The organism is Faecalibacterium longum (assembly GCF_040094125.1).
Classification (GTDB): domain Bacteria; phylum Bacillota; class Clostridia; order Oscillospirales; family Ruminococcaceae; genus Faecalibacterium; species Faecalibacterium longum.
Map to the genome: position 1 here is coordinate 54,980 of NZ_JBBNIH010000138.1, position 24,231 is coordinate 79,210.

At 59.9% G+C, this 24,231-nt stretch carries 24 protein-coding genes; all 24 read left to right on the top strand.

What is annotated here, in order from left to right; all coding sequences use genetic code 11:
- Position 1: 1 nt before the first annotated feature.
- Positions 2-1,321, top strand: a complete 1,320-nt coding sequence (locus AAAU26_RS07855; RefSeq protein WP_227618455.1) for a biotin/lipoyl attachment domain-containing protein — start codon at positions 2-4, stop codon at positions 1,319-1,321.
- 111 nt (positions 1,322-1,432) lie between these two features.
- Positions 1,433-1,903 (top strand): cell division protein SepF, encoded by a 471-nt coding sequence (locus tag AAAU26_RS07860; protein WP_158403137.1) that lies wholly within the window; start codon positions 1,433-1,435, stop codon positions 1,901-1,903.
- Positions 1,887-2,708: a YlmH family RNA-binding protein gene (locus tag AAAU26_RS07865; RefSeq protein WP_158403136.1), complete on the top strand. Its 822-nt coding sequence runs from the start codon at positions 1,887-1,889 to the stop codon at positions 2,706-2,708. Before AAAU26_RS07860 ends, AAAU26_RS07865 begins: the two co-directional genes overlap by 17 nt.
- 33 nt (positions 2,709-2,741) lie before the next feature.
- The gene (locus AAAU26_RS07870; RefSeq protein WP_227618456.1) at positions 2,742-3,491 is read left to right on the top strand and encodes a DivIVA domain-containing protein; all 750 of its coding nucleotides are present in this window, start codon (positions 2,742-2,744) and stop codon (positions 3,489-3,491) included.
- A gap of 116 nt (positions 3,492-3,607) precedes the next feature.
- Positions 3,608-6,403 (top strand): isoleucine--tRNA ligase, encoded by a 2,796-nt coding sequence (gene ileS / locus AAAU26_RS07875; protein ID WP_158394454.1) that lies wholly within the window; start codon positions 3,608-3,610, stop codon positions 6,401-6,403.
- A gap of 73 nt (positions 6,404-6,476) precedes the next feature.
- Entirely contained in the window at positions 6,477-6,953 is a 477-nt protein-coding gene (lspA, locus tag AAAU26_RS07880) for a signal peptidase II (protein ID WP_227618457.1), read from the top strand.
- 3 nt (positions 6,954-6,956) lie between these two features.
- Positions 6,957-7,889 carry an RluA family pseudouridine synthase gene (locus AAAU26_RS07885; protein ID WP_217209344.1) on the top strand — a complete coding sequence of 311 codons (933 nt, stop codon included), beginning with the start codon at positions 6,957-6,959 and terminating at the stop codon, positions 7,887-7,889.
- Positions 7,886-8,719, top strand: coding sequence for an HAD hydrolase family protein (locus AAAU26_RS07890; RefSeq protein ID WP_227618458.1), 834 nt, complete (start codon positions 7,886-7,888; stop codon positions 8,717-8,719). The genes AAAU26_RS07885 and AAAU26_RS07890 overlap by 4 nt, the downstream gene beginning before the upstream one ends.
- A 78-nt stretch (positions 8,720-8,797) precedes the next feature.
- A complete protein-coding gene (locus AAAU26_RS07895) occupies positions 8,798-9,133 on the top strand; it encodes a ComEA family DNA-binding protein (RefSeq protein ID WP_227618459.1) in 336 nt (111 codons plus the stop codon).
- A 33-nt stretch (positions 9,134-9,166) separates the two neighbouring features.
- Positions 9,167-11,464 carry a polyphosphate kinase 1 gene (ppk1, locus tag AAAU26_RS07900; protein WP_227618460.1) on the top strand — a complete coding sequence of 766 codons (2,298 nt, stop codon included), beginning with the start codon at positions 9,167-9,169 and terminating at the stop codon, positions 11,462-11,464.
- Between the two features lie 82 nt (positions 11,465-11,546).
- On the top strand, positions 11,547-12,086 hold the full coding sequence (locus AAAU26_RS07905) for a M23 family metallopeptidase (RefSeq protein WP_227618461.1): 540 nt from the start codon (positions 11,547-11,549) through the stop codon (positions 12,084-12,086).
- Positions 12,083-12,532, top strand: a complete 450-nt coding sequence (locus AAAU26_RS07910; RefSeq protein WP_227618462.1) for a site-2 protease family protein — start codon at positions 12,083-12,085, stop codon at positions 12,530-12,532. Before AAAU26_RS07905 ends, AAAU26_RS07910 begins: the two co-directional genes overlap by 4 nt.
- 48 nt (positions 12,533-12,580) lie before the next feature.
- A complete protein-coding gene (locus AAAU26_RS07915) occupies positions 12,581-14,443 on the top strand; it encodes a TIGR03960 family B12-binding radical SAM protein (protein WP_227618463.1) in 1,863 nt (620 codons plus the stop codon).
- Positions 14,418-15,062, top strand: a complete 645-nt coding sequence (locus AAAU26_RS07920; RefSeq protein WP_227618464.1) for a TIGR03936 family radical SAM-associated protein — start codon at positions 14,418-14,420, stop codon at positions 15,060-15,062. Before AAAU26_RS07915 ends, AAAU26_RS07920 begins: the two co-directional genes overlap by 26 nt.
- A 204-nt stretch (positions 15,063-15,266) precedes the next feature.
- Positions 15,267-15,608 carry a 50S ribosomal protein L19 gene (gene rplS / locus AAAU26_RS07925; RefSeq protein WP_149793326.1) on the top strand — a complete coding sequence of 114 codons (342 nt, stop codon included), beginning with the start codon at positions 15,267-15,269 and terminating at the stop codon, positions 15,606-15,608.
- Positions 15,609-15,740: 132 nt separating this feature from the next.
- A complete protein-coding gene (gene lepB / locus AAAU26_RS07930; protein ID WP_227618465.1) occupies positions 15,741-16,283 on the top strand; it encodes a signal peptidase I in 543 nt (180 codons plus the stop codon).
- Positions 16,280-17,203: a ribosome biogenesis GTPase YlqF gene (gene ylqF, locus AAAU26_RS07935; protein WP_227618466.1), complete on the top strand. Its 924-nt coding sequence runs from the start codon at positions 16,280-16,282 to the stop codon at positions 17,201-17,203. The genes lepB and ylqF overlap by 4 nt, the downstream gene beginning before the upstream one ends.
- Positions 17,200-17,844 (top strand): ribonuclease HII, encoded by a 645-nt coding sequence (rnhB, locus tag AAAU26_RS07940; protein WP_227618467.1) that lies wholly within the window; start codon positions 17,200-17,202, stop codon positions 17,842-17,844. The genes ylqF and rnhB overlap by 4 nt, the downstream gene beginning before the upstream one ends.
- A complete protein-coding gene (locus AAAU26_RS07945) occupies positions 17,844-18,209 on the top strand; it encodes a YraN family protein (protein WP_158394466.1) in 366 nt (121 codons plus the stop codon). Before rnhB ends, AAAU26_RS07945 begins: the two co-directional genes overlap by 1 nt.
- Positions 18,210-18,306: 97 nt before the next feature.
- The gene (gene thrC, locus AAAU26_RS07950) at positions 18,307-19,767 is read left to right on the top strand and encodes a threonine synthase (RefSeq protein WP_227618468.1); all 1,461 of its coding nucleotides are present in this window, start codon (positions 18,307-18,309) and stop codon (positions 19,765-19,767) included.
- Positions 19,768-19,795: 28 nt separating this feature from the next.
- The gene (locus tag AAAU26_RS07955) at positions 19,796-20,479 is read left to right on the top strand and encodes a metallophosphoesterase (protein ID WP_227618469.1); all 684 of its coding nucleotides are present in this window, start codon (positions 19,796-19,798) and stop codon (positions 20,477-20,479) included.
- A 216-nt stretch (positions 20,480-20,695) separates the two neighbouring features.
- Positions 20,696-22,012, top strand: a complete 1,317-nt coding sequence (gene tig, locus AAAU26_RS07960; protein ID WP_227618470.1) for a trigger factor — start codon at positions 20,696-20,698, stop codon at positions 22,010-22,012.
- 153 nt (positions 22,013-22,165) lie between these two features.
- Positions 22,166-22,765, top strand: coding sequence for an ATP-dependent Clp endopeptidase proteolytic subunit ClpP (gene clpP, locus AAAU26_RS07965; protein ID WP_015564088.1), 600 nt, complete (start codon positions 22,166-22,168; stop codon positions 22,763-22,765).
- A 40-nt stretch (positions 22,766-22,805) separates the two neighbouring features.
- Positions 22,806-24,137, top strand: coding sequence for an ATP-dependent Clp protease ATP-binding subunit ClpX (gene clpX, locus AAAU26_RS07970; protein WP_149793333.1), 1,332 nt, complete (start codon positions 22,806-22,808; stop codon positions 24,135-24,137).
- Positions 24,138-24,231: the final 94 nt, after the last annotated feature.

Genomic DNA, 24,231 nt, shown 5'->3' on the forward strand with positions numbered 1-24,231 from the left:
TATGATGGATAGACCACGCTCTGATCCCGGCGCGTCCAGCGCTTTGGGCAAGCTGGCAGGCTTCGTCATCGCCGTCGTGGTGCTGGCGGGCATCTATGTGGGCTATCAGGCCCTGCAGGTGCTCTTCCCGCCCAACACCTATGAGACGGCACTTCTTGCCACCGTGGCGGATACGGTGGACGCCGACGGAGTTCTCCTCTTCGATGAGGTCTATGTTCCCGGCGGCGGAACGCTGGGCTATCTCGCGGCCGACGGCGAGCGCGTCTCGGCGGGGGCTGCAGTAGCGGAGATCTACAGCAGCCCGGAACAGGCGGGCCTCCGCCAGCAGCTCACGAGTCTGAACGACCAGATCGAGCTTCTGCAGCGCTCTCAGAATACCACCGCCACCCAGCTGGATTCTCTGAAAAAAGAGCGGGCGTCCGCGCTTTATGATATGATGGATGCGCTGGACAGCTCTGCCTACGACGAGACAGCCCAGGGCGAAGAAAACTACATCCTCGCTCAGAACAAGCTCTGGGTCATCACGGGTGAAGTCTCGGACTTCTCGGCCCAGATCGCCTCCCTCACTGAGCAGTCGGCGCAGGTGCAGGCCCAGCTGGGAGAGCCGACCCAGATCACCGCCCCTCAGACGGGTTACTTCATCCGTAACTCTGCCACCGGGCGGCTCAACGCCGGGGCAGACGACATCCTCGCGCTGAACACCACCGACCTGCAGGCGTATCTGAACTCTGACCCCGAGCTGCCGCTGGACGGCTGCGCGGGCAAGATCGTCTCGGGCTTTGCGTGGCGGTATGTCGGCCTCTGTTCGGCCAAGGAAGGGGAGAAGCTGCTGGGCGACAACGGCAAGCCCCTGACCCGCTCGGTGAAGATAAAGTTCCCCGGCCAGATGGAAACGCCCCTCAAGGCCTCCGTCTCCGAGGTGACCATCGACGAAGCGACCGGTCTGGCCTGCTTTGTCATCACCTGCGAGATCATCAACGGCGATGTGCTGCGGCTCAACCGGGCCAGCGCCCAGATCATCGTGGGCGAGACCACCGGCCTGCGCGTCCCCATCGACGCTATCCATTACCTGAAAGAGGACGGTACTGAGTCTGAGACACAGGGCGAGAACTACATCCCGGGCGTCTATGTCAAATACGGCAATCTTGCCCGTTTCTGCAAGATCGACCCCGTGGATAATGACCATCCGCTGGTGACGGACGGCGAGTACCGCATCGTCATGCCCAGCAGCTCGGATAAGACAAAAACCGTCAGCGAAGTCCGACTTTACGACGAGATCATCGTCTCCGGACAAAATTTGTATGATGGAAAGCTTTTGTAGTTATTGACATCTGACGCAAAAAATCAGATAATAGAAAAAGCTATTAGCAACTCTTTTTCACAAAGGGGTGCCAGGCAGCGTGAGCTGCCCGAATGAAAGGAGCAAGTTTCTATGTCTTTTGTGGACAGCCTGAAAAAAGGGCTTTTCGGCAGTGAGGACGATTACGACGATCAGTACATGGACGACGGTCCTCAGATGGTGAATAACAACAGCGGTCTCGGCGTCGCAGGCGACGGAGAAGAGGACGAGCCCGAAGAGAGCGCAGCCCCCAAGCGGAACGGCAAGGTGGTCAACATCCATGCTACCACCCAGCTCAAGGTCGTTCTGGTCAAGCCCGAGCACTTTGAGGATGCCAGCACCATTGCAGACCACCTGAACAACAAGCGCACCGTCGTGCTGAATCTGGAATCCACCAACAAGGAAGTTTCCCGCCGTCTGGTGGACTTCCTCTCTGGTGTGGCCTACGCCAACAACGGCCAGATCAAGCGGGTGGCCAACAGCACCTTCATTATTACTCCCTACAATGTAGACATCATGGGCGACCTGCTGGACGAGCTGGAGAACAATGGCGCGTTCTATTGATACCCAGCAAAGCGCCGTGCGGGGCTTCGTCCCGGCGCAGAACGATGAGGAACGCTTCCTCATGCGTCATGTCGAGGACCTGGCCCGCGCCGCCTTTGGCCGGGGCATCGCCCGTTATTCGGCGTTTCTGAGCGACAGGGAACAGCAGCTGGCGCAGGCGGCACTCAACCGTGCCGGTGCGCCGGAGGAAAGCTGCCGCTTCGAGGGCGGCTGGCCCGACGCCGAGCGCCGGGTGCTCTGCCTCGAGCCGGAAGACTGCTACCCTGCAAGCCCTGTCTGCTGCGTCCGGCTCAGGTGTCGTGCGCTGGCCGGGGCGCAGCTGCCCGTCCATAAGGATTATCTGGGCAGCCTGATGGGGTTCGAGCTTCGCCGCGAGGCGCTGGGCGACATCGTCCTGCCGCCGGAGGAGCCGGGTACCGCTTATCTGTTCGCGCTGGAGCCTGCTGCAGCCCTTATCTGTCAGGAGCTGCGCAGTGTGGGCCGCACCGAGGTGACGGCTCAGCAGCTGGCGTTGGACGAAGTACCGGAGTTTGCACAGGCAGAGCGCCAGTTACAGACCGCGACCGTATCGTCGCTGCGTCTGGATGCTGTACTTGCCGCCATGCTGCGGTGCAGCCGGGGCATGGCCGCAGAGCTTGTGGCAGCGGGAAGGGTAGAGATCAACCATCTGCCCGTTTCCAGCGCCCATGCGCCGGTATACGAATCTGATGTGTTCACAGTGCGGGGCAAAGGGCGCTTCCGCCTCACGGCCCTGCCGGGAAAGAGCAAAAAAGACCGACAAATCATTGAGTTCTTCCAATATTGAGAAGGACGACTGGATAAACTGGAGGAGATCATTATGCTGACACCGCAGGACGTGCGCTCTGTCCAATTCGAAAAGAACCTCCGCGGCTACCGTACCGAGGATGTTGACCACTTTCTGGATAAGGTAGAGCAGCAGCTCGAGCAGGATGCGGAGCAGATGGAGGCCCTGCGCAAGCAGGTGGCCGACCTGACTGCCGAGAACGAGACCCTGCGCCGCAATATGCAGAGCTATGAGGCCGACGGCGATATGCTCAAGAGCGCCCTCATCAATGCGCAGCGCATGGGCGAAAACGTCATCCGCGAGGCCAACCAGAAGGCCGAAGACATCCTGCACCGTGCAAATCTGCGCGGCGACGACATCATCCGGGATGCCAACGAGCTGCTGCAGAAGGCCAGCGACCGCGCCGACGAGATCATCAGTGACGCCAACGACAAAAAGCTGGCCGAAGAGCGTGAATATGACCGCGTTCGTCTCGAGGTCACCCGCTTCAAGTCCGACGTGCTGAACCTCTACCGCACCCATGTGGAGTCCCTGAGCCGTCTGCCGGAGTTCCAGCAGAAGGAGGAGGCCCCCGCACAGGATGCCGAGGCTGAGCTGCCCGAAACCGAGGATGCCGATACCACCGAGGAAGCAGCACCCGCTGCGGACGCTGCCGAGACGGAAGACGCCGCCCTCGAGAAGGCCAGCGAGGACTTCTGGGAGAAGGACGAATCTCAGCTCAAGCTCGACCCGCCCCCGGCAGACCCCAACGCTGCCTTTCAGGGCGTGAACTTCAGCGAATAATTCCCGAAGCATCGACAGCAAGGCATCATTTGTGTGCCGTAAAGCTGTTTTGATAAAATAAGCGCGTAGCTGCGCTGTTTGCGATTGCAAAACCAATAGAGGAGAGTGTAAAACCAGTGGCTAAGAATAAGTCTCAGTACGACAGTACTCTGAACCTGCCCAAGACCCTGTTTGAGATGCGCGCCGGCCTGCCCAAGAAGGAACCGGTCATGCTCAAGGATTGGGACGACAACGACCTGTACAACCAGCTCATGAAGCACAACGAGGGCAAACCTCAGTTCATCCTGCACGATGGCCCTCCGTATGCCAACGGCAATATCCACATGGGTACCGCGCTGAACAAGATCATCAAGGACATCATCATCCGTGAGAAGAACATGGAGGGCTTCCAGGCTCCCTATGTACCCGGCTTTGATACCCACGGCCTGCCCATTGAGCTGAAGGCCCTGTCCTCCGTCGGCGAGAAGAAGAAGGACATCTCCAAGCTCGAGCTGCGCCAGATCTGCGAGAAGTTCGCCACCGAGCACATCGACATCATGAGCGACCAGTTCAAGCGTCTGGGCGTTATCGGCGATTTTGAGCATCCCTATCTGACCCTCAAGCCCGAGTTTGAGGCCCGCCAGATCGAGATCTTCGGCGAGATGGCCAAGAAGGGCTATATCTACAAGGGTCTGAAGCCTGTCTACTGGTGCCCCGACTGCCGCACCGCTCTGGCTGAGGCCGAGATCGAGTACGGCGAGGACGAGTGCGACTCTATCTTCGTCCGCTTCCACGTCTCTCAGGACCCCAATGGCGTTCTGGCAAAGCACGGCATCCCGATGGAGAAGACCTACTTCGTCATCTGGACCACCACCACCTGGACCCTGCCAGCCAACGAGGCTATCTGCCTGAACGGCCAGTTCGAGTACTCCTTCGTCAAGATCGGCGACGAGTTCCACATCATGGCCACTGACCTCGTCAAGAGCGTCATGGATGCCTGCCACATCACCGAGTATGAGGTGGTGGGTGAGCCTGTCAGCGGTGCAGAGTTCGAGCTGATGCGCTATAACCACGTCTATCTGCCCAAGGAAGGCTGGGTCATCCTCGGCGACCACGTCACGCTGGAAAGCGGCTCTGGCTGTGTCCACACCGCCGGCGGCCACGGCGTCGATGACTTCAACGTCTGCCAGAAGTACCCCCAGATCCCCATCACCGTCCCTGTGGACGACGGCGGCTATCTGACTGAGCAGGCCGGCAAGTACGCAGGCCAGCGTGTCTGGGCTTCCAACAAGACCATTCTGGCCGACCTGACCGCCGCCGGCGCTGTCATGGGCCAGCTGCACATCAAGCATCAGTATCCGCACTGCTGGCGCTGCCATAATCCCATCATCTTCCGTGCTACCGAGCAGTGGTTCTGCTCCATCGCCAAGTTCCGTGAGGACGTCTACAAGGCCATCGACACCGTGACCTGGATGCCGGATTGGGGCCACGACCGTATGCACGGCATGGTGCGCGACCGCAACGACTGGTGCATCAGCCGTCAGCGCACCTGGGGCGTGCCTATCCCGGCCTTCTACTGCAAGAAGTGCGGCGCTTACCACATCACCGACGCCACCATCAAGGCCGTCAGCGACCTGTTCCGCAAGGAGGGTTCCGACGCCTGGTATAAGTACGACGCTGAGCAGATCATCCCCGCTGGTGAAGTCTGCGAGAAGTGCGGCGCTTCCGAGTGGACGAAGGACACCGACATCATGGACGTCTGGTTCGACTCCGGCTCCACCCATGCTGCCGTTCTGGAAGAGCGCCCCGAGCTGCGCTTCCCGGCCGATATGTATATGGAGGGCGGCGACCAGTTCCGCGGCTGGTTCCAGTCCAGCCTGCTGACCAGTGTCGCAAGCAAGGGCTGCGCACCCTATAAGTCCGTTCTGTGCCACGGCTGGGTCGTGGACGAGCAGGGCAAGCAGATGCACAAGAGCGCCGGCAACGGCGTCGAGCCCAGCGAGATCATCAAGGATTACGGCGCAGACATCATCCGCCTGTGGGTGGCTTCTTCCGACTACACCGTCGATGTGCGTGCCGGCAAGAACATCTTCAAGCAGCTGAGCGAGGCCTACCGCAAGATCCGCAACACCGCCCGCTTCATTCTGGGCAACCTCGACGGCTTCGACCCCAACACCGACTGTGTGGCTGACGACCAGCTGCAGGACATCGACCGCTGGGCTCTGGCTGCGCTGGACGACCTCATCGTCAACACCAACGCTGGCTATGCTGTGTATGACTTCAACAAGGTCTACCACGCTGTCTACAACTTCTGCGTCGTGGCCATGTCCAACTTCTATCTGGACGTCACCAAGGATCGCCTGTACTGCACCAACGGCACTGGCCGCAAGGCTGCGCAGACCGCGATGTACAAGATCCTCGTCGCTCTGGACAAGATCATCGCTCCCATCCTCTGCTTCACCAGCCAGGAGATCTGGGACTTCCTGCCCAAGACCGAGGCTATGAACAAGTACGTTGTCTTCGAGGATATGCCGAAGGCTGGCCAGTACGCAGCTGACGATGCCTTCAAGGCCAAGTGGGCGCAGCTCATTGCTGTCCGCGACGAGGTCAAGAAGGTCCTCGAGCAGGCCCGTGCAGATAAGCAGATCGGCGCTTCTCTCGAGGCTTCCGTCACCCTGTACTGCAATGACGCCGTCTACGACCTGCTCAACAGCATCCCGATGGACGAGCTGGCCGACCTGATGATCGTCTCCCATGTGGAGCTGGTCAAGGGTGAAGGCGGCGCAGCCAGCGCCGTCGAGGGTCTGGGCGTTGCTGCTGCACACGCCACCGGCGACAAGTGCGAGCGCTGCTGGAAGTACTCCGCAGACATCGGCACCCACGCTGCTCATCCCACCCTGTGCGCACGCTGTGCCGCTGTTGTGGAGGGCTAAACCATTTTGTATCTCTGGCGGCGCACCCGGCGCAAAAGGGGGCGCCGCCTTTTTCAAAAAATCAGGAGAAACTATGGCATATGTCATTCTGAATCTGGTCTGTGTGGCCGCGCTGGTGGGAATCGACCAGGCCATCAAGCTCTGGGCTACCCAGTATCTGGCCCCTGTGGAGGCCATCACCGTCATCCCGCATGTGGTGGAGCTGCGCTTCGTGCTCAATCAGGGCATGGCGTTCAGCCTGCTGAGCGGAAAGCAGCTTTTCCTTATCCTCGCCACCAGCGCCGCGCTGCTGCTCGTGGCTTACCTGCTGTTCTTCCACAGCCGCGGCAAGCTCCTGCAGCAGATCGCTTTCATCCTCGTGCTGGCCGGCGGCATCGGCAACCTCATCGACCGTGTGCTGAACGGTGAGGTCGTGGACTACATCAACCCGCTGTTCATCGACTTTGCAGTCTTCAACTTTGCCGACATCCTCGTCTGCGTCGGTGTAGCGCTCTGGGTGCTGGTCATCCTGCTGGAAGAAGTGGAAGATAAGCCCTCGAAGGAGCGGTAAACCATGGAACAGCGTGAATTTATCGTGGAAGCGGAGGCCGCAGGACAGCGCATCGACCGCTTCCTCAGCGGGGAGGACACCGGCCTTTCCCGCAGTGCGCTGCAAGGCCTCGTGGCTGACGGTCATGTGCTCTGCAACGGCAAAAGCATCGCCAAGAGCCTCAAACTCAAGGCGGGGGACACCATCCTGCTGGAAATTCCTGACGCAAAGCCTATCGAGGCTGTGCCGCAGGACATCCCGCTGGACATCGTGTATGAGGACGACCACCTTCTGGTGGTGAACAAGCCCAAGGGCATGGTCGTCCACCCGGCCCCGGGCAACCCGGACGGCACGCTCGTGAACGCCCTGCTCTGGCACTGCAAGGGCAGCCTCTCGGGCATCGGCGGTGAGATACGCCCCGGTATCGTCCACCGCATCGACAAGGACACCAGCGGCCTGCTGGTGGTGGCGAAAGATGACGCCACCCACATCGGCCTGTCCCAGCAGATGGCGGTCCACAGCGTGGAGCGTGCCTACCAGACCGTTGTCTACGGCGGCTTTGCGCAGGACGAGGGCTTTGTGGAAGCAAATCTGGGCCGCTCAAAGACCGACCGCAAGAAGATGGCGGTCTACCCGGCCGGCGAGCCCCACACCAAGTATGCCTACACCGGCTATAAGGTGCTGGAGCGCTTCGGCGGCTTCACCCTGCTGGAATGCCGCCTCAAGACGGGCCGCACCCATCAGATCCGCGTCCACATGGCGTCCATCCAGCATCCCGTGGCGGGCGACCCGGTGTATGGCCCCCACAACTGCATCACCAAGCTCCACGGCCAGTGTCTCCACGCAAAGACATTGGGCTTCATCCACCCCATCACAGGGGAACATCTCCGCTTCGACTCGGAGCTTCCGGAGTATTTCACCCACTTTATTGCATCGCTCAGGAGGGGGACTGTATGACGAAACTTCTCGATTCTACGCTCGTACTCTGCGATCTGGACCATCTCCTTTTGGCCGGTGACGGCAACATGCCGCAGGTCGTGCGGGATGTGCTCCAGCTGTTTTCCAGCCGGGGCGGCAGGCTGACGGTCTTCAGCCAGCGTTCGCCCCGGGCCGTCCGCGCCGTGCTGGGTGGGCTGCGCCTTGCTGCGCCCGCGCTCACCTGCGGCGGTACGCTGGCCTACCGGTTCTCGGAGGGCAGCGGCCAGCCGCTGTGCAGCTTCGCGGGCTGTGAGGAATCCATCTTCAAAAAGCTGCCCGCAGCTGTGGGCCTCGGCATTGCGCTGCAGATGGCCGACGGCTCTACCCGTGTGCTGCGGATGAGCATCGCCCTCGAGCGCCATCTGCGCCGGGAGTTTACCCCCTTTACGCTGTGCAGTCCCGCCGACGTCAAGGGCGAGGACGTGCTGCGCATCCTGCTCTATCAGGACCGTCAGCAGCTGCCCATTCAGGCCCTTCTGGAAAAGGCGCTGGGGGACAATGCCGCCATGCTGCGCTCGGAGCGCACCGGCATGGATGTCATAGTGCTGACACCGGGTGCCGTCTCGGCGGAAGCTATGCTGGGCGCAGTCTGTCTGCCCGTCAACTGCACGGCTGACCAGCTCACCGTCGCCGCCGGGTGCAGCCAGATGCTCGAGCTGGTCCGTCAGGCCAAGCAGAGCGTCGTTCCGGCAGATGCCCCGGTGGAGCTGCGCCTTGCTGCCAGCCAGACGACCCTGACCGACCACGACACCGGCGCAGCCGCAGAGTTTTTCTATGGCCTTGTGCGAAGTGCCGAAGCCGCATCGTAAAGATTGTGTAAAGTCTCCTGCAAATTTTCCGCAGGAGACTTTCTTTTTGGAAGGATTTCGAGTACAATGAGAGAAACTATGTTAAGCCCTGGTGAGCGCCGCTTTCTGGCACTGGCGGCAGCAGCGGCGGTCTGCATTGTCAGTCTGGCGTTCTGGTATGCCGTGCCGCCGTCCCCGGCGCAGGCTTCGCCAGCGGCAGTCGAGCCTCTGCGGGAGTCCTTCCGCGTGGATCTCAACACCGCCGGGGTGGACGCCATGACCACACTGCCCGGCCTCGGGGAGAAGAAGGCGAGAGCCATTCTGGAATATCGTCTTGCCCATGGCCGGTTCCAGAGCCTCGATGAGGTGGCACAGGTGCCGGGCGTTACGCAGGATATGATAGACGAATGGCAGGGCCTCGCCTATGTGAGCTGAGAGGGGAGACCTTCTCGGGAAAAAGGAGTTATCATGAGTGAAGAGAGCATTTTTATCAACCGGGAATTGAGCTGGCTGGACTTCAACCGCCGCGTGCTGGTGCTGGGCAAGGATAAAAATGTCCCGCTGGCCGAACAGCTCAGGTTTCTGGCCATCTACGGCTCTAATCTGGACGAGTTCTTCATGGTGCGCGTCGGCTCGCTCCAGGAGCGCGCCAACCTCATGCGCGGCAAGAAGGAAAAGCGGGAAAACAAGACGAACATGACGGCGGAAGAGCAGCTTGCCGCCATCATGCCCAAGACCGCTCAGCTCCAGGAGGACTGCGACAAATACTACGCCAAAGCGCTGGAAAATCTGGCTGCCTGCGGCTACCGCAAGGTGGATTTCGACAAGCTGAGCAAAGAAGACGAGCACTTCTGGAAAAAGTATTTCCAGAGCGAGCTTTTCCCCATCCTCAGCCCCCAGATCGTGGACAGCCGCCACCCGTTCCCGTTCCTGCGCAATAAGGAGATCTATCTTGGCGTCCTCCTTCACGAAAAACACACCTCGGAGCATACCCTCGGCATCGTACCCATCTCAAGCCAGATGGAGCGGATGCATTTCGTCCGGAAGGACAATGAGACCTGCTTTGCCCTGACGGAGGAGCTGGTGCTCCATTATGCGGCCCTCATCTTCGGCAAGGAGAACGTGCAGGAAAAGTGCCTCTTCCGGGTCACCCGCAACGCCGACATCGACGTGAAAGAGGGCATGATGGACCATGACATCGACTACCGCGAGATCATGGCCGATCTGCTCAAGCGCCGCCGCAAGCTGGCCGCCGTCCGTCTGCAGGTCATCCCCGCCGCACCGCAGGTCGCTCAGCTGCTCTGCAGCCGTCTTGAGCTGACCCACAAGCGGGTCTTCGTCCAGAAGAGTCCTCTTGACCTGAGTTTCTTCTACAAACTCACATCCCGCATGGAGTCCGACGGCCACCCCGAGCTGTTCTATACGCCTGCCCGGCCTATGCTGCCTCCGCAGGACTACGACCTTGCCGCCGAGGTGGAAAAGCACGATGTGTTGTTGAGTTACCCGTACCAGTCCATCCGCCCCTTTATTGCGATGCTGAAAAAGGCCGCGCAGGACCCCGACGTCATCTCCATCAAGATGACGCTCTACCGCATGGCCCGTGAATCTCAAATCGTACAGGCCCTCGTGGAAGCCGCCGAGAACGGCAAGGAAGTCGTGGCGCTGGTGGAGCTGCGCGCCCGCTTTGACGAACAGAACAACATCGACTGGTCGAAGCACCTCGAAGAGGCCGGATGTACGGTCATCTATGGCTTTGACGACTACAAAGTCCACTCCAAGCTGACTCTCATCACCAAAAAGAGCGCCCACGGCTACTCCTACATCACCCAGATCGGCACCGGAAACTACAACGAGAAGACCAGTGAGCTTTATACCGACTACTCCTTCATCACCGCCGACCTCGGCATCGGCGAGGAAGCGTCCAACGTCTTCCAGAACCTTGCCGTGCAGAAACTGACGGAAGAGAGCGAAAAAATGCTGGTGGCACCCCTCCGCTTCAAGAGCGTGCTGCTGGATGAGATGGACCGGGTCATCAACGCTGCCCGTCTGGGCCGCCCGGCTTCCATGATTTTGAAGAACAACTCCATTTCTGACCGTGACATCATCTTAAAGCTTGAGGAAGCCAGCTGTGCCGGTGTCCGCATCGACATGATCGTCCGCGGCATCTGCTGCGTCCGTGCCGGCGTGCCGGGCAAGACCGAAAACCTCCACATCCGCAGCCTCGTGGGCCGCTACCTCGAGCATGGCCGAATCTACAGCTTCTATGACGGCGTGAACACCCGCATCTATATCGCATCCGGCGACTTTCTCACCCGCAACACCGAGTGCCGCGTGGAAGTCGGCGTCCGGGTAGAAGACCCCGTGCTGAAGGAGAAGCTGGACAGTATCCTCCGCCTCCAGCTCAGCGACAACGTCAACGCCCGCGAGATGCAGCCGGACGGCAGCTACCAGAAAGTCAAGCCCGCCCCCGGCGAGCCGCTGGTGAACAGCCAGATGGGAATGTACGACCTTCTCCGTGACGACTGGACGGCCCGCGACAAAGCGCCTGCACCGGCCTCTGTCGTCGAGACGCCGAAGCCCCAGCCCGTCAAGGCTCCGGAAAAGCCTGCCGTACCGGCAGAGGCAGTACCTCAACCCGTAGAACCGGAAAAACAGCCAGTACAGCCGGAAAAGGCCGCTCCCGCCCCGATGCCCATCGTCGTCACCGAGAGCCACCCCCGCCGCACCGGTCTGCTGAGCCGCCTGCTCGAGCACTTCCTGAAATAATCCCCGATGCCGCTGGCCCGCAAGGCCGGCGGCATTTTATATTGTCCTGCCGCATACAGTACAGGAAACAGGAGGGACGCCGATGGGGACAAGACAGCATAAAACAAAAGGATGGGTGATTTTTGCGGTGTTCTGCGCTGTCCTGTTCTGCGTGGCCGCTCTGCGGGCCTGTGCCGCAAAAGCCGCGCCCGAGGGCTGTTCGCTGAAACGGGTAAGACCCGCGCAGACGGCCTGGTTCCCGCTGGGTACGACGGCATGGCGGGTCTCGGACGCCTACGGCTGGCGCACCGACCCCATCACCGGCGAAGAGGCGTTCCATCGCGGCACTGACCTTGCATGTTCGGAAGGCACGCTGGTGCTGGCCGCAATGAACGGCGTCGTCATTGCCGCCCGGCGGAGCGCGACCTACGGCAACTACCTCTGCCTGAGCCACAGCGGCGGGCAGGAGACGCTTTACGCTCATCTGCAATACCTCTTCGTTCGGGCCGGAGAAGTTGTGCAGGCAGGTCAGCCGCTGGGGACAGCGGGGGAGACGGGGCGCTCCACCGGGGCGCACCTTCATTTTGAGCTTCTGGAACAGGGCGTCCGCTATGATGCGGGGGCTCTGCTGGGCCTGCCATGAGGCGGCTCGTCCGGCTGGGGCCGCTGGTGTTCCGTGACCCGCTGCTGCTCTGCGGGGCGCTGTATCTGCTGCTCTGGTTCGACGCCAGCGGCTTCCTGCGCATCGGTCTGTGCGCCGCCATCCTCCACGAAATAGGTCATATCTTTGTCTATCTGCTCCTGTTCCGGCGTTTTCCCGTCATCGAAGTGACCATGACCGGTTTCTGTATGCGGACATGGGGTCAGACCCTCACCCGGGGGCAGACCTTTCTGCTCGCTGCCGCTGGGCCGGGCATGAATGGCCTCTTGGCCACCATCTGGGCAATGAGGATGGAGCAGTGTGCAACCATCCGGGGCAGTGCGTTCCTTGCGGCCAATCTGCTCACCGGGGCGTTCAACCTTCTGCCTATCCCACCGCTGGATGGAGCTCAAATGCTGAGATGTCTGTTGCAATCTTTGACCAAATAGGGTAATATATATAAACATGCAATCCGTGTTGTTAAATGGAGGAACTTGATGTTTGATCCGAAACTGAAAGAAGCGCTGTCCCGGGTGCAGAAGCCGGGCCGTTACACCGGCGGCGAACCGGGCAGCGTCTATAAAAATAAAGACGAGGTAGACGTCCGCTTCGCGTTCTGTTTCCCGGACACCTACGAAGTGGGCATGTCCTTTCTGGGCGAAAAAATCCTCTACGAGCTGCTGAACAGCCACGAAAACTGGTGGTGTGAGCGCGCCTTTATGCCGTGGCTGGATATGAAGGCTGAGATGGAGCGCCTGAACCTGCCCCTCTACACGATGGAGAGCAAAGACCCCCTCACGGCTTTCGACGCTGTGGGCTTTACGCTCCAATATGAGCTGTCCTACACCAACATCCTCGCCATGCTGGATCTGGCGGGCATCCCGTTCTATTCGAAAGACCGCGACGAGAGCTGGCCCCTCATCGTGGCGGGCGGCCCCTGCGCCTGCAACTCCGAGCCCATCGCCGACTTCTTCGACGTCGTCCAGTTGGGCGAGGGCGAAAACCAGCTGCCCGGCATCTGCGCCGAAATCGAAAAGGCCAAGAAAGAGGGCGGCGTCTCCAAGAAAGAGCTGCTGCTCCGCATCGCCAGGATCCCCGGCGTCTATATCCCGGCTTTCTACGACATCGAATACTACGAGGATGGCCGTGTTAAGTCCATCACTCCCAACGAGCCGGGCATCCCGGCGGTCATCACCAAGGCCATCATCAAGAACCTGAACGACTTTGCGCCCCCGACCAACTTCGTCGTCCCGATGGTGGGTGCCATCCAGGACCGCGCCAGCGTCGAGGTGCTGCGCGGCTGTGTGCGCGGCTGTCGGTTCTGTCAGGCAGGCTTCCTCTACCGCCCCATGCGCCAGCGCGACGCCAACCTGCTGAACAAGGCCGCACAGGATCTCTGCGCCAACACCGGCTACGAGGAGCTGAGCCTTTCCAGCCTGTCCACCTCTGACCACAGCCAGCTCGAAGAGCTGCTGGACGATTTGAACGAGTGGGCGCCGAAAGAGCACGTCAGCCTGTCGCTGCCCTCTCTGCGGATGGACAACTTCTCCCAGAGCCTCATTGAAAAAACCACCAAGGTGCGCAAGAGCGGCCTGACCTTTGCCGCTGAGGCCGGGACCCAGCGCCTGCGCGACGTCATCAATAAGAACGTCACCTGGGACGAAATCGAAAAGACCTGCTCGCTGGCCTTTGCCAACGGCTACACCTCCGTCAAGCTCTACTTCATGATGGGCCTTCCCACCGAGACGATGGAGGACATCGAGGGCATCGCCGAGACCGCTCAGAAAGTGGTCGATTTGTTCTACTCCAATCCCAAGCACGCCAAGGGCCGCGGCGTGCAGGTGACCATCAGCTGCGCCTGCTTCGTGCCGAAGCCCCACACCCCTTTCCAGTTCGTCCCGATGGATACCGAAGAGATGCTGCAGGCCAAGCAGAAGCACCTGCTCGAAAGCGTCCACAGCCGCAAAATCAAGGTCAACTACCACGACAGCACCACCAGCTTCCTCGAAGGCGTATTTGCCAAGGGCGACCGCCGCTTGGCTCCCGTCATCCTCGAGGCCTACAAGCGCGGCTGCTATTTTGACGGCTGGGAAGAGTGCTTCAAGTACGACACCTGGATGCAGGTCTTCGAGGACATGGGCATTGACCCCAAGTTCTACTGCCAGCGCGCGATCGGTCTGGACGAAGTGACCCCGTGGAGCCACATGGACTACGGCGTCACCCACGAATATCTGGTGCGGGAGTACAACAAGGCCCTCGCGGCTCAGACCACTCAGCCCTGCAACCGTGCCTGCCACGGCTGCGGCGCAAACCATCTGTTAGGAGGACCGTGCTTTGATTACAGTAAGGATCTCGTTTAAGAAGATGAACGAAGCCTCCTACATCTCCCTGCTGGATATGCAGCGGGTGATGCAGCGGGTGCTCAAGCGCAGCGGCCTGCCGGTGTGGCATACGCTGGGCTTTAATCCCCACATCTATATGACTTTTGCCTGCCCGCTCTCGCTGGGGCAGGAGAGCCAGTGCGAGTGCGTGGATGTCAAGACCGAGGCCGAAAACCCCGATTTTGCCCAGTGGCAGACGGCGCTGAACGCCATCATGCCTGCCGGAATCGAGGTCTACCGCGTGGAACCGGTGAAGATGAAGGCCGACGCCATCGCTTACGCCTGCTACCGCATCCGCTACCCGGCGGACGCCGCGGAAAAGCTTGCACAGTACAATGCCCTCGACAGCGTGCCGGTGGAGAAAAAGAGCAAGCGCGGCGTCAGGATGGTCGAGATGAAGGAGTATGTCCCCACTCTCGAGCTTGAGACGAAAGGGGAGAGCGTAAGCTTTGCGGTCTGCCTGCCTGCCTCGCAGGACCTGAACCTGAATCCCTCGCTGCTGACGGCGGCGCTGGAAGCAAAATTCGGGGTCCCGGCGGCAAACGCCTCTATCCTGCGCACCGAATTTCTGACGGCAGACAAGCAGAAGTTCGAGTAAGAACGGTCTATCAAAGCCAGAGCGAAAATTTTTGCATAAATTTGCCCGAAACACTTGCTTTTACGGGTGGTTTGTGCTATCCTATTAAGGCGTTAGTGTCCGCTGAGACCACAGCGGGGTTAATGACACATATCATTAAACGGGCGGTCCTCTGACGGCAGTTCGCCGTGTATGAACGTCTAAAAACAAATGGAGGAATTCAAAATGGACGCACTGAAGATTATTTCTGAAGGCAGCATCAAGGCTGAGAAGCCCCAGTTCAACGTCGGCGATACCGTCCGCGTTGATGTTCGTATCAAGGAAGGCGAGCGCGAGCGTATTCAGGCTTTCGAGGGTACCGTCATTGCTAAGAAGCACGGCGGCGTCGCAGAGACCTTTACCGTTCGTCGCGTTTCCTACGGCGTCGGCATCGAGCGTGTCTTCCCCATCAACAGCCCCTTCGTCGAGAAGGTCACTGTTGTCCGTAAGGGCAAGGTCCGCCGCGCAAAGCTGTTCTACCTGCGTGGTCGTACCGGCAAGGCTGCCAAGGTCAAGAGCGATATTTGATGATTCCCCGTTTCAAAGCGGGAGAAAAGGGGACAACTCGTTTGTCCCCTTTTTTCTGTTATACGGCGCTTTTGGCGCAGAGACAGAGAAAATAAAAACGGGCAGAAGCCCGGATAAAGAGGTGCATCGGATATGGAACAGTCACAGTCTGCTGTCCGTGGTCAGGGCCTGCTGGAATGGTACGAAGCGCTTATTTCGGCGGCGCTGGTGCTGGTGCTGGTGTTTTCCTTTTTCTTCCGTATCATTCAGGTGGACGGCGAGTCGATGGTGCCTACGCTGGAAAACGGCGATAAACTCGTCGTCTGGGGCGCAGGCTATGAGCCTCAGCGGGGCGATGTGGTCATCGTGGACAGCTACACCAGCTATGGCCGCCCCCTGGTCAAGCGTGTCATCGCCAAAGGCGGCGACACCATCTCCATCGACTATGCCACCGGAACGGTAGAGGTCAATGGAAAGGTGCTGGAAGAGGATTACATCGCAGAGCCGACCTATCTGGGCTATGATGTGGAGTTCCCGTACACTGTGCCTGAGGGGACGGTGTTCGTGATGGGAGACAACCGCAACGCCTCGCTGGACAGCCGCTCGAGCTATGTCGGCTGCATCGACGAACAGGATATACTGGGCAAAGTGCTGCTCTGCTTTTTGCCCATTTCGGATTTTGGAGTGGTAAAATGAACAATCAGGACACCCGGTTTGCAAACCAATATGCCATCCAGTGGTTCCCGGGCCATATGGCCAAGACGCTGCGGATGATGGAGCAGGAGATCCAGCACGTTGACGCAAGCCTTGTACTGCTGGACGCCCGCATCCCACTGTCCAGCCTCAACCCGGAGATCGAGCGCATCACGGCCCGCAAGCCCAAGCTCTATGCGCTGAACAAAGCGGACCTCGCCGACCCCACCGTGACGGAAGAGTGGATACGCTACTTCCACGAGGCAGACGCGGGCTGTGTCGCCATCAGTGCCAAGCAGAAAGGCGGCGCGAACGCCGTCAAGGCCGCGATCGAAAAGGAACTGTCCGGCCTGCTGGCACGCCGCCAGAACCGCGGCATGGCCGGTGCCAAGACGCAGGTCATGCTCTGCGGCATCCCCAATGTGGGCAAATCTACCTTCATCAATACCTTCGCAGGCTCTGCCCGCGCCAAGGCGGCTGACCGTCCCGGCGTGACCAAGGGCAAGCAGTGGGTCAGCACCGAAAAGTTCGACCTGCTGGATATGCCCGGTGTGCTCTGGAAGAAGTTTGATTCTAAGACCATCGCCTCGAATCTGGCCTTCATCGGCTCCATCAAGGATGACATCCTTGATGTCGAGGAGCTGGCCATGAACCTTTTGGATGAGGTGCGCCGCAACTATCCCGACCTCGTGGCCCAGCGCTACAAGCTGGACGCCGAGACGCTGGCTCTGCCGCCCTACGAGCTGATGGAGGCCATCGGCCGCAAGCGAGGTCTGCTGGTGCGGGGCGGCGAGGTGAACACCGAGCGCTGTGCCGTGATGCTGGTGGATGAGTTCCGCGCTTGCAAGTGGGGCCGCATCTCCCTTGAGCGCCCGCCCCAGCGGGACGACATGGCCGACTTTGCCGAGGAGGACGAGGAATGAAGCGCCGGACGGATGAGGAAATCTCCGCGCCGCTCTACGCCTACGATGCCGACATCCGGGCGCAGTATGGCTGCTTTGCGGGCGTAGACGAGGCAGGCCGCGGCCCGCTGTGCGGCCCGGTCTGTGTGGCCGCCTGCATCCTCGACCCCGAGGATCCGGTCTACGGCATCAACGACTCCAAGAAGCTGAACGAGAAAAAGCGGGAGGCTCTTTTCGACCAAATCGTTGAAAAGGCATTGGCTTACAAGATCGTCTTCGTCGGCCCCGACATCATCGACCGCGACAATATCCTGAATGCCACCATGAGCGGGATGCGTCAGGCCGTGGAGGGGCTGGACATCGTGCCGAACCTCGTCCTTGTGGATGGCAACCGCATCCCGGCCGGGCTGACTATGCCCGCACAGCCGGTGGTGAAGGGCGACGCCACCAGCGCCAGCATCGGCGCAGCGTCCATTCTGGCCAAAGTCAGCCGTGACCGCTATATGCTGGAGCTGGACAAGCAGTATCCCCAGTATCAGCTGGCAAAGCACAAGGGCTACGGCACCAAGCTCCACTACGAACTCATTGCCCAGTATGGCATTCAGCCGTTCTACCGCCGCAGCTTCCTCAAAAAGCAGGGCTACTGGCCCGAGGGCAAGTGATGGACCGGGCCGAGACAGGCCGCAGGGGAGAAGCAGCCGCCGCGCGTTTCTACGAAAAACAGGGCGCGGCCCTCATCACCCACAATTATCACACCCGGATGGGGGAGATAGACCTCATCCTGCGGGAACCGGACGGAACACTGGTGTTCTGCGAGGTAAAGACCCGCGCCAAAGACTCTCTGGATACCCCCGCTGCGGCGGTCAACGCCGCCAAGCAGCGCCGTATCATCGCATCCGCCGCATGGTATCTCCAAAGCACCCATCAGAGCGACGAGCCGGTGCGTTTCGACGTGGCCGAAGTCGTCCCTCTTGACAGCGGGCGCTGGATGGTACATATTATAAAGGGCGCTTTTTGCGCGAAATAGCAGGAAGTGCCGGTGGGAAAAGGCAGAAAACGGCTCTGGGCCGCTGCCGCACGACGAGGCCAAGTGATGGGCCTTTTGGCAAAAAGGAGCGATAACGATGAAATTTTTCAGCACGAGAGACCATTCCCGCATTGTGACCGCCTCTCAGGCGATCGCACAGGGCCTGTCGGATGAGGGCGGCCTGTTCGTCCCGGAAAGTTTTCCGCAGGTGGACGTGGAGGCATTGTGCCAGCTGGATTATCCGGAGCTGGCCGCTGCCGTCGTCAGCGAATATCTGACCGACTACTCGAGAGACTTCCTCGCTGAGGCTGCTCGCACGACTTATGGTGAGGCCTTCGGCGGCAAGGCCGGTTATCTGGCCCCGGTGGAGGGCGATACCTATGCCCTTGAGCTGTGGCACGGCCCGACCTGCGCCTTCAAGGATTATGCCCTTCAGCTGATGCCGAAACTCCTCGTGGAGGCAAAGAAGAACCTCTCCCGCACCGAAAAGACCCTCATCCTCGTGGCGACCAGCGGCGACACCGGCAAGGCCGCACTGGACGGCTACCACGACATCCCGGGCGTCGAGATCGCCGTGTTCTACCCCACGGGCGGCACCAGCGAGATCCAGCGTCTGCAGATGGCTACGCAGGAGGGTGCAAATGTCGCCGTTTATGCCGTGCGCGGCAATTTCGACGACGCCCAGACCGGCGTGAAGAAGGTCTTCGGTGATAAAGCCATTGCGGCCAGACTGGCCGAGCGGAACATCCGCCTTTCCAGTGCCAATTCCATCAACTGGGGCCGCCTCGTGCCGCAGATCGTCTATTACTTCGCCGCTTATTCCCAGCTGCTCAAGGCGGGGAAAATTGCCTTCGGCGACAAGGTCGATTTCTGCGTCCCCACCGGCAACTTCGGCGATATTCTGGCCGGCTACTATGCAAAGCAGATGGGCCTGCCCGTCGGCAAGCTGGTCTGCGCCTCCAACCAGAACAACGTCCTGACCGACTTCCTCTCCACCGGCACTTACACTGCAAAGCGGGAGTTCTATAAGACTACTTCGCCCAGCATGGACATCCTCGTGTCCTCGAACCTTGAGCGCCTGCTCTACCACGTCACCGGCAGCGATGCCGAAGTGGCCGGCCTGATGAAGAGCCTGAACGAGACGGGCCGCTACACCGTCCGTCCCGAGACGCTGAAGGCCATTCAGGAGAGCTTCGACTGCGGCTGGAGCAGTGAGGAACAGGTGGCAGGGGAGATCCGCGCCCGCTACGAGAAGGACGGCTACCTCTGCGATACCCATACGGCGGTGGCTTTCCATGTTGCCGCTCAGAAGAAACGGGACGGCGTGCCGATGGTGGTGCTTTCCACCGCCTCGCCCTTCAAGTTCCCGCGCAGCGTGCTGGAAGCTCTGGGCCACACTGCCCCGGAGAACGACTTCGAGGCCATGCAGGCGCTGGAAGAGGCTACCGGCCGCACCGCTCCCGCAAGTCTCGCCGTCCTGCGGCAGAAGGCCGAGCGGTTCAGCACCGTCATCGACCCGGCTCAGATCGCGGAGGTGGCACTGGGCTGTCAGGCATGACGAAAACCAGAACAGGAGTAAATAAACTATGGCACTTTTTGTGCTTGGCGATACCCACCTTTCCCTGGGCGGCTCCAAGCCGATGGACGTTTTCCCCGGCTGGAACGGCTATGTGGAACGGCTGGAGGCCAACTGGCGCAAGCTCGTAAAGCCCGAGGATACCATTGTCCTTGCAGGCGACATCAGCTGGGCCATGCGTCTCACCGATACCCGCAAAGATTTCGGATTTCTGCAGCAGCTGCCCGGCCAGAAGCTCATCATGAAGGGAAATCACGACTATTGGTGGACCACCGCCAACAAGATGAACGCCTACCTGAAAGCCGAGGGCTTCGATACGCTCCACATCCTGCACAACAACTCCTACTCTGTGGAGGGCTACGCCATCTGCGGCACCCGGGGCTGGCTGTTCGATGTGGGGGAGCCTCACGACGAAAAGGTGATGAACCGGGAGATAGGCCGCTTGAAGATGAGCCTCGACGCCGCAGAACCCGGGCTGGAAAAGCTGGTGTTCCTGCATTACCCGCCGGTCTACACCGGCACCAGCGCCCCCGAGATCGTGGCGACGCTGAGAGCCTACGGCATCAGGACCTGCTACTATGGCCATCTGCACGGCAATGCCATCCGCTATGCGGTGCAGGGCGATGTGGACGGCATCCGCTACAAGCTTGTCAGCGCTGACGGTCTGCGGTTCTGTCCCTACCGCATCAACTGAGGCAGAGACCAAAATAGCAGAAATGACAAAAAGTCAAAATTTGGGGTGGCAATTCTATCACGACCGTGCTATAATAAGTTGTGACGCGATTGTTGCACCCAATTTGAGCGCGCGCGTCCCCGCATTTCGCAAACAGCAAGGACGCGGTGCGCGGTTGCAGGCGGCAGTTTTCCCGCTGCCCCAACGCAATAGAATATTTGAGTGGAGGATACACAAATGAATTTCATCAAGTGCGAAAAGCTCGAGAAGAGCATGGCAGAGCTGCAGTTCTCCATCGACGCTGAGGCTTTCAAGGCTGCAGTTGCCGATGTTTTCAAGAAGGAGGGCAAGAAGTACCCTGTTCAGGGCTTCCGCAAGGGCAAGGCTCCCAAGGCTCTCATCGAGAAGATGTACGGCGCTGATGTCTTTACCTACGACGCCATCAACGAGCTGTTCCCCGCAGCTTACGAAGAGGCTGTCAAGGCTGCCGGCATCGAGCCGGTCGGCCGTCCTGAGGTCAGCGTTGACTCCGCCAGCGAGGCTGAGGGCGCTACCCTGACCGTCAAGGTCGCTGTCAAGCCCGAAGTCAAGATCGGCGCATACAATGGTCTGACCGTTGAGAAGACTGTCCATACTGTTTCTGACGAGGCTGTTGATGCCGAGCTGAAGCGTGTGCAGGAGCGCAACGCCCGTGAGCTGACCCGCGAGGGTGCTGCTGAGAACGGCGACATCGTGGACATCGACTTCGAGGGCTTTGTGGATGGCGTCGCATTCGAGGGCGGCAAGGCTGAGCACTACAGCCTGACCCTGGGCAGCGGCAGCTTCATCCCCGGCTTCGAGGACCAGATCGTCGGCCACGCTGCTGGCGAGGAGTTCGACGTCAACGTCACCTTCCCCGAGCAGTACCAGGCTGCTGAGCTGGCTGGCAAGCCCGCTGTCTTCAAGATCAAGCTGCACGAGGTCAAGTACAAGGAGCTGCCCGCTCTGGACGACGAGCTGGCTAAGGACTGCTCCGAGTACGACACTCTGGATGAGTTCAAGGCTTCCATCCGCAAGAACAATCAGGAGCAGCTGGACAAGCAGGATGACCTGGCTGTCGAGAACGCTCTGGTCGATCAGGTCATCGACGGCATGGAGGCTGAGATCCCCCAGGCTATGTACGATGTCCGCATGGACGAGCTGGTCAACGACTTTGCTTTCCGCATGGAGCAGCAGGGCCTGCGCCTCGAGGACTACCTGAAGTATATGGGTCAGTCCATCGACCAGTTCCGCGCTTCCTTCATGCCTCAGGCTGAGAAGCAGGTCAAGATCCGTCTGGCTCTGGAGGCTGTTGCAGCTGCCGAGAACATCGAGGCTTCTGAGGACGAGCTGAACGCAGAGGTCAAGCGCATCGCTGACCAGTACAAGATGGAAGAGGACAAGGTCCGCGAGCTCATCAATGTCGATGAGGTGAAGCACGACCTGGCCATCAACAAGGCTATCGACTTCATCAAGAGCCACGCTAACGTCGTGGAGAAGGCCGCTGAGGCCGAGAAGACCGAGGACGCTCAGTAATTCTGGCGCACAAGGTCACACAGGGCAGGGAGTAATCCCGGCTCTGTGTAAGCTAAGGTTGTTGAAATTGACCGATACGGCTACGGCCCATGTGCGCTTGCCGTATCGGTCAATTTTGCAAATACAATAATTTTCATTCAGGAGGCGAACCCTATGAGTTTTGTTCCTTACGTTGTCGAGCAGTCGGCGCACGGGGAGCGTTCCTACGATATTTTCTCCCGTCTGCTGAACGACCGCATCATTGTGCTGAGCGAGGATGTCAACGATACCTCTGCCAGCCTTGTCGTGGCACAGCTGCTGTATCTGGAAGGGCAGGACCCCGATAAGGACATCAGCCTGTATATCAACAGCCCCGGCGGCTCCATCAGCGCAGGTATGGCCATCCACGATACCATCCAGTATATCAAGTGCGATGTCTCCACCATCTGCATGGGCATGGCTGCCTCAATGGGCGCATTCCTGCTGGCCAGCGGCACCAAGGGCAAGCGCTTCGCTCTGCCCAACGCTGAGATCATGATCCACCAGCCGCTGATTGCAGGCGGTCAGGGCGGTGGTCTGTCCGGACAGGCTACCGACATCAAGATCCACGCGGACCATATCATCCGCACCCGCGCCAAGATGAACCGGCTGCTCAGCGAGTACACCGGCCAGCCGCTGGAAAAGGTGGAGCAGGATACCGAGCGCGACAACTTCCTTTCTGCGCAGGAGGCCAAAGAATACGGCCTCATTGATGAGGTCATCACCCACCGCTGAGCGGCAGAAAGCAATACACCCAGGATAAGGAAAAACGGTTATGGCTAATAACAATTCCGGCAGAGATAAAAACGAAAAGGATCTGGTCTGCAGCTTCTGCGGCAAACATCAGGACGAAGTGGAGCGGATGATCATCGGCCCCGGCGTGAACATCTGCAGCGAATGCATCGGCCTCTGCGCCGACCTGCTCTCGGACAAGCCGGATCATCCGGGCAGCAACAGCTCCCGCCCCAGCCGTGGCAGCGCCAGCCGGGCGCGTATCCAGCCCGCAGATGATCTCGCCATCAACATCAAGACCCCCGCAGAGATCAAGGAGGGTCTGGACCAGTATGTCATCGGTCAGGACGAGGCCAAGCGTGTGCTGGCCGTCTCGGTCTACAACCATTATAAGCGCATCCTGAGCGGCAAGGGCGCAGACGTTGAACTGCAGAAGTCCAACGTCCTGCTGCTGGGACCCTCCGGTGTCGGCAAGACCCTGCTGGCCCAGACGCTGGCCAAGATGCTGGGCGTTCCCTTCGCCATCGCAGACGCTACCACCCTGACGGAGGCCGGCTATGTGGGCGAGGACGTCGAGAACATCCTGCTCAAGCTCATCCAGGCCGCAGACTTCGACGTCCAGAAAGCTCAGATCGGCATCATCTATATTGATGAGATCGACAAGATCACCCGCAAGAGTGAGAATCCCTCCATCACCCGCGACGTGGGCGGTGAAGGTGTGCAGCAGGCTCTGCTGAAGATCTTGGAAGGCACCGTCAGCAATGTCCCCCCGCAGGGCGGCCGCAAGCACCCCCAGCAGGAGTTCATCCAAATCGACACCACCAACATCCTCTTCATCTGCGGCGGTGCGTTCGACGGTCTGGATAAGTATATCCTCCGCCGCACCGACAAGTCCGCACTGGGCTTTGGCAGTGCGCTGAAGGATAACTCCAGCGAGGCTGAAAAGGCCCTGCTGCGGAAGGTCGAACCCCACGACCTCGTCAAGTTCGGCCTCATCCCCGAGCTTATCGGCCGTCTGCCGGTCATCACCGTGCTGGACGACCTGGACGAGGATGCACTGGTGCGCGTGCTGAAGGAGCCTCGCAACAGTCTGGTCAAGCAGTATAAAGAACTGCTGTCGATGGACAATGTGGAGCTGGACATCACCGACGAGGCTCTCCATGCCATCGCCCGCAAGACCATTGAGCGCAAGACCGGCGCCCGCGGCCTGCGCAGCGTGATGGAGAACATCCTCATGCCCATCATGTACGATGTGCCGAACGACCCCACCATCATCCGCGTCACCATCGACGAGGACACCGTGGAGGGCGGCGAAGCGCACATGGAGTACGGTGCGGTGCGCAAGCGCTATAAGAGTCAGACTTCCCTGAGCTGAGCGTCAGCGCACAGCAGGGAAGAGCAGCCCCGCTGAAAGCTTTTTGCTTTTTGGCGGGGCTTTTTTGTGCCATCTGACTTGTTTCCGAGACCAA